A 9,462-nucleotide genomic window follows, 5' to 3' on the forward strand; every position below is an offset into this window, starting at 1 on the left:
CGCTGGGTGTTCTGATTGATTTGCACAACCGTTTGATCGACTTGTTGCTGCAACGCTTGAATCAAATGTTTAATTTCTTCGGTGGATTTTTGGGTGCGTGCGGCCAGCGAGCGCACTTCATCGGCAACCACTGCAAACCCCCGGCCTTGCTCACCCGCGCGTGCCGCTTCAATGGCTGCGTTGAGTGCAAGTAAATTGGTTTGCGCCGCTATACCTTGGATCACGTCGGTAATGCCGCTGATTTTGTTGCTGCTTTCAGCCACCAATTGAATTTTTTGGCTGGAGTTGGAGAAGTCGGTTGCAACCCCTTTAAATTCTTCCACTGTACGTTGGAATAAGTCTCGCGCATTAGTAATCGCTCTGACAGAGCTTTCCGAATCAGTAGAGGTGTTGCTTGCTAGCTTCGCTACTTCGTTTGCGGTGGCAGACATTTGATGAATCGCTGTCATAATATTTTGAATTTGTTCAACCTGCACTTCTGTTGCAGAGCGGGTATTTTTTGATGTGCCGGTTAAATTGTTGCATTGTTGTTTGAGTTCTTCTGAGTCGCGTTTGATAGCCAAAATCATCGCGCGCAGTTTTTCGGTAAAACTGTTGAAGCCATCGGCCATATCAATTAATTCTTTGTCCTTGGAGGGAATTAATTTACGGGTCAAGTCGCCATCGGAACTGGCGAGCTCGCGCATCATTGCACTCATGCGCAGAATGGGTTGGGTCGACGTTTTAATCCAGAGAGAGACAATCGCTACAAAAACAATAAGCAAAACAATGGCGAGGCTAATCATATTGGTTGCTGTGCTAATGCTGCTTGCTTGCAGCGACGTGGACAGTTCATCGACAACCTCATACGCGATTGCGCGCGGGGTTACTATCACCATCTTCCACTGGTTTTGTACTGCGTCTACTTTGATAGGCGCGATAGTAATAATATTGTCGTTGAACACGAATTGATTTTGGCTGCTTTGTGTTATTGCGTTGGCGAGGGTTTTGTCGCCCGATTCAAGTGGTTTACCCAACAGTTCAGGGTGCTGGTTGCTCGCGAGCACCAAATTTTTTGAACTCAGCAGGTACATGCTGGTTTTGCCTGAATAAAGTGATTGAGCTTGTGCAAGTAAACGCTCTTGCAGAACGGGCAAGTTGATGTCGATGCCAGCTACTCCGCGAAATTCTTTGTTTGCATTTACCGGCGCAACCACGGAGGTCATGAGCATAAAGTTGCCCGGATTAATCTCATCCAGATAGGGCTCCAGCAAACAGGTTTTTAAGCTGTCTTTGCTGCATAAATACCACTCGGAATTGCGCTGTCCATTTTCATCCAAGCTGGTATCCGTTTGGGATGCATAGTCAACTTGGCTGAAGTTAACTTGGTTGTTCTCCTTCACCCAGTAAATTCCAACGCTCCCTATTTCTGAGCTGTAGAGTTTATCGCCGATAAATTCAGCGTCGCGCCCGTCGTAGCCGTTCGGCTCAAATTGGGCGTAGATGGCCGAAATTGAGGGGGAGGAGAGCAATAGGTCATAGGTAAGTTGTTTTACCTGAGCGCGCGAGTAGTTGGGTGCGCTTGCGCCAACTGCCGTGCTGCTAAGAATGGCGGCCAGATGTTGTGATATGTCGGCGCTGCGGTTCAGCAGGGTGCTGGTCTCCAGAGCGCTGGCTTGAGCGATATCGCGCAGCCTGCCATCAATGGTCTCCTGCATTGAGCTGGCACTGTGTTTGATTGAGGTTTCCGCACTTTTGGACATAGAGCGCCAAGCGACAAAACTTAAGCTGCCCATGCTAAAGGCGAGGATAAATGCAATGCTGAGGCTGAGTTTAAAACGCAGTGAAAGAGAGTTCATAACCATTTGATTCCTTGATGGCGTCGCTTATTTCAGCCTAGCTGGTTGTCGCCTGTTTGCACGCAATCTGGCGAAATAATCCGTCGGCATGGTGTAGAATTGCCGCCACTTTTTACCTGTTCCGCTTAACGACCTAACCATCGAGAAGTCCATTATGCCAACCGTGATTCGCCAGCAAGATCTGATCGACAGCGTCGCTGATGCGCTGCAATTTATCTCCTACTACCACCCCGTTGATTTCATCCAGGCTGTGCACCAAGCCTACGAGCGCGAGCAAAGCAAAGCCGCTAAAGATGCGATGGCGCAAATCCTGATTAACTCGCGCATGTGTGCCATGGGGCATCGTCCGATTTGCCAGGACACAGGTATCGTCACCGTATTTGTCACCGTGGGTATGGATGTACAGTGGGATGCGCAAATGAGTCTCACCGATATGGTCAACGAAGGTGTACGCCGTGCTTACATGAATCCCGATAACGTATTGCGTGCATCGATCCTCGCCGATCCCGACGGTGCGCGCAAAAACACCGGCGATAATACGCCTGCCGTTATTCACTACAACATAGTCCCCGGCAATACTGTTGATGTACATGTAGCGGCCAAAGGCGGTGGATCTGAAGCAAAAACTAAATTTGCAATGCTGAACCCATCTGATTCTGTGGTGGATTGGGTGCTTAAAGTGGTCCCCGAGATGGGCGCTGGCTGGTGCCCACCAGGCATGCTTGGGATTGGTATTGGTGGCACGGCGGAAAAAGCCATGCTGCTTGCAAAAGAAGCGCTGCTCGATCCGGTTGATATTCAAGAGTTGCAAGCGCGCGGTGCAAAAGATCATTACGAAGAATTGCGCATCGAGTTGTACGACAAAGTAAATCGCCTGGGTATTGGTGCCCAAGGTTTGGGTGGTTTGACTACCGTGCTCGATGTGAAAATAAAAGATTATCCAACCCACGCCGCGAACAAGGCGGTCGCCATCATCCCCAACTGCGCCGCGACTCGCCACGCGCATTTTGTATTGGATGGTTCAGGTCCAGCCTTACAAACTCCTCCAGCGTTGGAAGATTATCCGGAAATCAGTTGGGATGTGGGCGACAGTGTTCGTCGAGTAAATCTCGACACATTGAAACCCGAAGATGTGTTGGACTGGAAAACCGGTGAAACCGTATTGCTCTCCGGCAAAATGCTCACCGGTCGCGATGCCGCACACAAGAAAATGACCGATATGCTCGCCAAAGGTGAAGAGTTGCCGGTGAGTATGAAAGGTCGCTTCATTTATTACGTCGGCCCGGTTGACCCAATCCGCGACGAAGTGGTTGGCCCAGCTGGCCCAACTACCGCAACCCGCATGGATAAATTCACCCGCACTATGCTTGAGCAAACCGGTCTGCTCGGCATGATCGGTAAATCGGAACGTGGCCCGGCGGCGATTGAAGCGATTCGCGATAACAAATCCGTGTATTTGATGGCCGTTGGTGGCGCTGCTTATTTGGTTGCACAAGCCATTAAATCCGCCAAAGTCTTGGGTTTCCCGGAGTTGGGAATGGAAGCGATTTATGAATTTGACGTCAAAGATATGCCGGTGACTGTCGCGGTAGATTCACGCGGCGAATCAGTGCACAACACTGGCCCGCAAATCTGGAAAGCAAAAATTGAAGAAGGTGTTGTCCAGGTGCAATAAGGAGTAATTGTGTAATCCGATGTAATGGATTTCGTTCTAACAAAAGCCGGCAATGAATAAATGCCGGCTTTTTTATTTCTAAAAATAAATTTTAATAGGAAATCGCGATAAAAAAATTACTAATCAGTGTTTCTATTTATCATTTCCTTGATCTGCATTAAAAGTTTTACCGCGATTATATAAAAATACCGTCAAAGCTTTGGCAAACAACGCAACCTGAAATAAACCTGCTACTTTTAAATGATCCTGTTTTGATCCCAGTCATTCTTTTGGTGATCAGCAAGTACTATTTGCCATGGAATAAATGGAGTTGGATGCACTTATGCAGGTGAAATCTCTTTGGCTGATAGCCATTGCCTTGTTGGGTGGGTGCTTGTTGGGCATCTATCTTCATCCGCTGGCTGGCCCGATATTTGTTTCTGCAGTATTGGGGTATAGCTTGCTGTCGGCTATTAATAATAAATCGTCCAACGTTGTTCAGGATCAATTCGCTGCATCCATCTCCGCGCCCGCCGCACTGAGCGAAACCAGTGTGGTTATCAATGAAGTCGTGCAGGAAAGCATGAGCAATCTCGTTGCACAAATTGGCATTCAGTCTGATGCCGTTAGTACCCTCGCTGATGCTTTTCAAAAAATTAAAGAATTGTTGGAAGAGCAACAGGTGGGTGTTCAGCGTCTTTTATACGAAGCAGGCGACGATAAAAGTAACGAATCCATTTCGTCGCGCATGAGTTTGTTTGCGGAAAACACTTACAACTTGCTTAACCAATTCGTCGATACCACAGTAAATATGAGTGCGTCTTCCATGGAGCTGGTTGAAAAAGTAGGTGCGATTGCCGACCAAATGCCGGATGTACTTAAAGCCCTTAAAGATATTGACCAGATTGCAGCGCAAACCAATCTGTTGGCATTAAATGCCGCAATAGAAGCTGCACGTGCAGGTGAGGCAGGGCGTGGCTTTGCGGTAGTCGCCGATGAGGTGCGCGCGCTTTCTAATCGCTCGGCAGGTTTTAGTCTTGAAATTCAAAAGCAGTTGCGCGGTATAGCGGCTGCAATCGATGATCTTACCAATACTGTAGGTGAGGTTGCCTCGCAAGATATGACCTATGTCCTGCAGGCCAAAGCGGAGATGCAAGGTGTTAGTGACAACCTAATAAAAAAAGCAGATAAAGATCAGGATATTACGCAAGATATGGAGCAATTGGTCGTGCAGTTAGTGAACGCATTACATAATGCAATGCGTGCACTACAATTTGAAGATATGTCCACCCAAAATATACGTCACACAATTCAGCGGTTAGAAGAACTAGTTCCTATTGCCACGTCATTAACGGCGCCACACAATAATTTTTCACGTCTAATAGACGAGCTAACCCGTTATAAAGAAGCCAGTGCTCGCCAAAAACATAACCCGGTATCTGCCAGCTCGGTAGAAAGCGGCTCAATAGATTTTTTTTAGAATAAGCTGCGGAGAATTTTATGACCTATACATCCACCATTAGAATGCCTAAGCGTTTCGATTATTCGTCAAGTATCGAGTTTAATGCAAAAATTACTGAGGCGCTGAATAATGCCGGAACAATTACTTTGGACTGTATTGAACTGGAATACATTGATAGTGCAGGTATAGGTTTATTGGTTATGTCGCAAAAAAAAGCTCAAGCGCGGCAGTCAAAACTAGTGATGATCAATTTAAAAACGGCGCCGAAAGAAATTTTGCAGTTAGCCAATCTACAAAAAATTATTGATATCAGTTAAGTGAATAGTAATTGGGTAAATTAATTGAATGCGACTAGATGGATTGGATTATGAGCAATCATGCAAAGATGCTATTACCTAATCAATTTGATTATGGCTACCACAAAGAGTTCCAGCGGCAGTGTGCAGAGTACATAGACGATACTGCGATAGATGGGATCGTGTTTGATTTTAGCCGTGTTGAATATTTAGACAGTGCGGCACTCGGAATGATGCTGATGTGGCAGCGGCGCGCTGCTGCTGCAAATAAGAAAATGATGATTCAAGGTGCCAAGGGGGCTACAGCGCAAATACTGACGATGGCAAATATGCAAAGGATTTTTGAGTACATTTGATCATCATGAATGGCCACCCGAATTCATCGCAGCGTTATATATTGGTCGTCGATGACGACGAGTTCCTCAATGAGCTCTTCTGCCAGTTTTTGAAAAATAAAGGCTTTGATACTCACTCCGCCTACAGTGTTGCTGCTGCAATGGAGATATTAAAAGCGGGTACAGAGGTCGATCTGATTTTATTGGATTATCAATTGACTGACGGCAACGGTTTGGAATTATTGTCCAATATCAATAGCCATACCTCACTTCAGCGCCCGCCCGTCATTATGATCAGTGGCAATGAAGATGCCATTTTTCTAGAGAATTGTTTTGCTAGCGGGGTGGCGGACTACATTATTAAACCCGTCAATTTGTCACTTCTGGCATTAAAGGTAAGTGCATTAATTAATTCGGTAGCTATGCAGCGGCTTATCAGTCAGCAGAATGCCGAGTTGGAACGCTTCAAGCGCGAGGCCGAGCGTGAAGAATCCATTGCAAAATTTACCTATGAATATTTGTTACGCCAAAATAGTGAAAGCATTAATGGCGTATCCATGTGGTTAAAATCGTCTTCATCCTTTAGTGGTGATATCGCATTAGCCAAGGTTTCACCAGGTGGGGATCTTTATTTTTTGTTGGCAGATGCTACCGGGCATGGTTTGTCTGCTGCTATTACTGTCATGCCTGTCGTATCCATTTTTAATAGCATGGTCGCTAAAGCTTTCCATATTGAACCCATAGTGACTGAAATCAATAAAAAACTAATTCGTGACACCCCGCAAGATCGATTTGTTGCCGCGATACTGATTCAGCTGCATCAGGAGCGGAAAGAAATTGATGTGTGGAATGGCGGTATGCCGACAGCCTATTGGGTGCATCAAGGTGAAGTGTTGCAAGCTTTTCGCTCCCAGCATATGGCTTTGGGAATTCTAGAGGAGGATATGTTTGATGCGAATGTTATTACTTGCGATTTTCCCGGGCAAGGAACCATTGTTGCGTATAGCGACGGGTTAATTGAAGAGGTGAATGATACAGGTAATCCGTTTTCATCTGCACGAGTGGCTGAACTGGTAAAAATGCAGGATGAAAATTTGCAGTCGGTATTGATTGAAGCGTTAAGAAATTATACCGGGCGAGATCAATATAAAGATGATGTGTCTATCTGCATGCTGGAGCCGGAAACGATATTTGCCAGCTGCGAACAACAGCTGCGCGATAGCATTGGTCATGGTTTTGTACAGGAAGATATTGGTGACTTTTCATGGAGTGTAAAAATTTCAGGAAGGAAGATTGCGACCTGTGAAATTCCTCCATTGTGCAATAAGTTTTTACATTATTTGGGCATTAATCAAGTTTTCTGTCAGATTGTTTTTCTTGTTGTCAGTGAAATGGTAAGCAACGCAATTGATCACGGAATATTGAAGTTGGATTCGTCGATAAAAGATGCGGAGGGTGGTTTCAGTCATTATTTTGATGAGCGAGAAAAGCGACTTTCCCAACTAACTGATTTAGATTTTATTGAGTTGCATCTCACATGGCAGGAAGGTGAAGATCGCCCCAGTCTCGAGGTTAGTGTACGCGATAGTGGTAACGGCTATAACTTTTGTAGCACAAAGGGTACACATGATTTAGCGTTTTCTGGTCGTGGATTGACGTTGATTCGTAATCTGGCACAAAGCGTTGAAATATATCCTCCCGGTAATTTCATTAAAGCCATAATCGGTTCGTCATGATGGATGTTGTTATATTTAGCTCACAAGGTAATTGTTATGAGTAAGCATGTATTAATTGTGGATGATTCAGTCTCAGTGCGGCAAATGGTAGAAGCCACACTCAAATCTGCAGGTTACACAGTGACTGCCGCTAAAGACGGTTTGGAGGCATTTAATTTATGCAAAACCAAAACCTACGATTTTGTATTGACTGACCAAAATATGCCGAATATGGACGGTCTCACTCTAATTAAATCATTGCGTGGATTGCCTGCGCACACGCGCACGCCGATTGTGATGCTCACAACAGAAGCTAGCGATGCAATGAAAGCGCAGGGGCGCGCAGCAGGGGCTACCGGTTGGATGGTCAAGCCATTTGATCCAACCAAATTGTTGGAGATTGCCAAAAAGGTTATGGGTTAATTCTATTATGCAGGGGAGCAGCAAGCGGCGCCCCTGCAGTTTTGATATTGGTATTGCGAAGGATGTGAGAAATGTCGATTGACATGAAACAATTCCATGCCGTTTTCTTCGAGGAGAGCCAGGAACACCTCGATGAGATGGAGCAGCTATTACTTGAGCTGGACGTGACTAATCCCGATAGTGAAATGCTGAATAGCATTTTTCGTGCAGCTCATTCCATTAAGGGGGGGAGCGGCATTTTTGGTTTTGATGCGCTGGCGAGTGTGACGCATATTATGGAAAGTCTGCTCGATAAAATTCGTCAGGGGAAAATGGCGATTACGACAGAGATGGTGGATTTGTTTTTAAGTTCTGTTGATCAGCTAAAAGAAATTTTGCGCTGTTATCGCACGGGTGATGAATTAAATTGGGCTGGAGTGTATGAACTAACAAAAAAACTGGAGTTGGTTACCGCAGGTAATGTATCAAGTATCGCCGAAACAGAAAATGGCAACCAGGAGAGCTATGGCTTTTTCAATGCCATTGAAACTGAAGTAAAAGAGGAGAGTTATGGGTTCTTTGATGAGCCGGTGAAATCTGGCCCAGAGCAAGTGGCACCTTTGAAAGATGAATCTTTCGGTTTTTTTGAGGATTTTCCAGTACCTGAATCTGCTTCCGCATCCATCCCTTCTCCTGGTCAGGCAATTAATGATTATTTTGGTTTTTTTGAGGATCCAGCATCTTCAACCACGTCCCCAATACTTGCACCGATGATCCCGTCACTGGCGACGGATGAGTCTGCTCCAGCAAGCCCAATAGATTCCGTTCAGCTTATCCCATCGATAGAAAAAGCTTCTGCTGCATCGCCACCAAAAGTAAAAAGTGGTGAAACAGTCATTGTGGAGAGCTCTTCTATTCGGGTGGATGTTAGCAAAGTTGACCAGCTTATCAATTTGGTCGGCGAAATTGTTATTACACAATCCATGATGAGCTTGCTAGGGAAAAGTTTGGAAGGGCCAATGGCGGAAAAATTTCAAGCGGTGGCCAATGAGCTTGAGCGCAACACGCGGGAGATTCAAGAGGCAGTAATGTCTATTCGAATGTTGCCGGTATCCTTTGTGTTTAACCGTTTTCCGCGTGTTGTACGCGATTTGTCGAGCAAGCTGGGGAAACAAATCGATTTAATTATCGAAGGCGGAGAAACCGAATTGGATAAGGGGTTGACTGAAAAATTAGTCGATCCATTAACGCACTTGGTACGCAACAGTATTGATCACGGCATCGAATCGGCTGAGAAGCGCCGCGAGCGCGGAAAAAATCCTACTGGTACTGTGGTTCTGCGTGCAGCACAACAAGGTGGCAATATCGTGATCAGCATCAGTGATGATGGAGGTGGATTGAATCGCGAGCGAATTTTGGAAAAGGCGCGCGAGAATAATATTAGTGTGAGTGATAACCCTAAAGATGAAGAAGTATGGCAATTAATTTTTTCGCCGGGTTTTTCCACTGCAGCAACAGTTACTGATGTCTCCGGGCGCGGAGTTGGGATGGATGTTGTAAAACGTAATGTGCAAAGTTTAGGTGGCCGCATTGATATTGAATCCCGCGCCGGGCAGGGCGCCACCTTTACCATTCATCTACCCTTAACCCTCGCTATCGTTGATGGCATGTGTGTTTCAGTGGGCGAGCAAACCTTCATCATACCGCTGGTGCATATCGTTGAATCCATGCAACCGGCCGCGAAGGATATTAAAACTCTG

General features: G+C 45.8%; 8 protein-coding genes. 7 read left to right on the forward strand and 1 reads right to left on the reverse strand.

Features of this window, described 5'->3' with window-relative positions; genetic code table 11:
• On the reverse strand, window positions 1-1,838 hold a 1,838-nt coding region (locus ACWA6V_RS11495), incomplete at its 3' end, for a methyl-accepting chemotaxis protein (protein WP_449522617.1).
• 154 nt (window positions 1,839-1,992) lie between these two features.
• Here ACWA6V_RS11495 and ACWA6V_RS11500 point away from each other — a divergent pair.
• From ACWA6V_RS11500 to ACWA6V_RS11530, 7 genes are all read left to right on the forward strand, one after another.
• Window positions 1,993-3,513 (forward strand): fumarate hydratase, encoded by a 1,521-nt coding sequence (locus ACWA6V_RS11500; protein ID WP_449522618.1) that lies wholly within the window; start codon window positions 1,993-1,995, stop codon window positions 3,511-3,513.
• Between the two features lie 805 nt (window positions 3,514-4,318).
• The gene (locus ACWA6V_RS11505) at window positions 4,319-4,972 is read left to right on the forward strand and encodes a methyl-accepting chemotaxis protein (protein ID WP_449522622.1); all 654 of its coding nucleotides are present in this window, start codon (window positions 4,319-4,321) and stop codon (window positions 4,970-4,972) included.
• A 20-nt stretch (window positions 4,973-4,992) separates the two neighbouring features.
• Window positions 4,993-5,271: an STAS domain-containing protein gene (locus ACWA6V_RS11510; protein WP_449522619.1), complete on the forward strand. Its 279-nt coding sequence runs from the start codon at window positions 4,993-4,995 to the stop codon at window positions 5,269-5,271.
• 50 nt (window positions 5,272-5,321) lie between these two features.
• Window positions 5,322-5,606 carry an STAS domain-containing protein gene (locus tag ACWA6V_RS11515; RefSeq protein WP_449522620.1) on the forward strand — a complete coding sequence of 95 codons (285 nt, stop codon included), beginning with the start codon at window positions 5,322-5,324 and terminating at the stop codon, window positions 5,604-5,606.
• Between the two features lie 5 nt (window positions 5,607-5,611).
• Entirely contained in the window at window positions 5,612-7,321 is a 1,710-nt protein-coding gene (locus ACWA6V_RS11520) for a SpoIIE family protein phosphatase (protein ID WP_449522623.1), read from the forward strand.
• A 36-nt stretch (window positions 7,322-7,357) separates the two neighbouring features.
• Window positions 7,358-7,723: a response regulator gene (locus ACWA6V_RS11525; protein ID WP_394982126.1), complete on the forward strand. Its 366-nt coding sequence runs from the start codon at window positions 7,358-7,360 to the stop codon at window positions 7,721-7,723.
• Window positions 7,724-7,794: 71 nt separating this feature from the next.
• Window positions 7,795-9,462: chemotaxis protein CheA (locus ACWA6V_RS11530; RefSeq protein ID WP_449522621.1), on the forward strand; the 1,668-nt coding region annotated here is incomplete at its 3' end.

It is taken from the genome of Cellvibrio sp., assembly GCF_053579595.1.

Bases quoted from the DNA above. Each gene is read 5' to 3' on its own strand.
- ACWA6V_RS11500 (WP_449522618.1), top strand. From the start codon at position 1,993: ATGCCAACCGTGATTCGCCAGCAAGATCTGATCGACAGCGTCGCTGAT.
- ACWA6V_RS11505 (WP_449522622.1), top strand. From the start codon at position 4,319: ATGGAGCTGGTTGAAAAAGTAGGTGCGATTGCCGACCAAATGCCGGAT.
- ACWA6V_RS11510 (WP_449522619.1), top strand. From the start codon at position 4,993: ATGACCTATACATCCACCATTAGAATGCCTAAGCGTTTCGATTATTCG.
- ACWA6V_RS11515 (WP_449522620.1), top strand. From the start codon at position 5,322: ATGAGCAATCATGCAAAGATGCTATTACCTAATCAATTTGATTATGGC.
- ACWA6V_RS11520 (WP_449522623.1), top strand. From the start codon at position 5,612: ATGAATGGCCACCCGAATTCATCGCAGCGTTATATATTGGTCGTCGAT.
- ACWA6V_RS11525 (WP_394982126.1), top strand. From the start codon at position 7,358: ATGAGTAAGCATGTATTAATTGTGGATGATTCAGTCTCAGTGCGGCAA.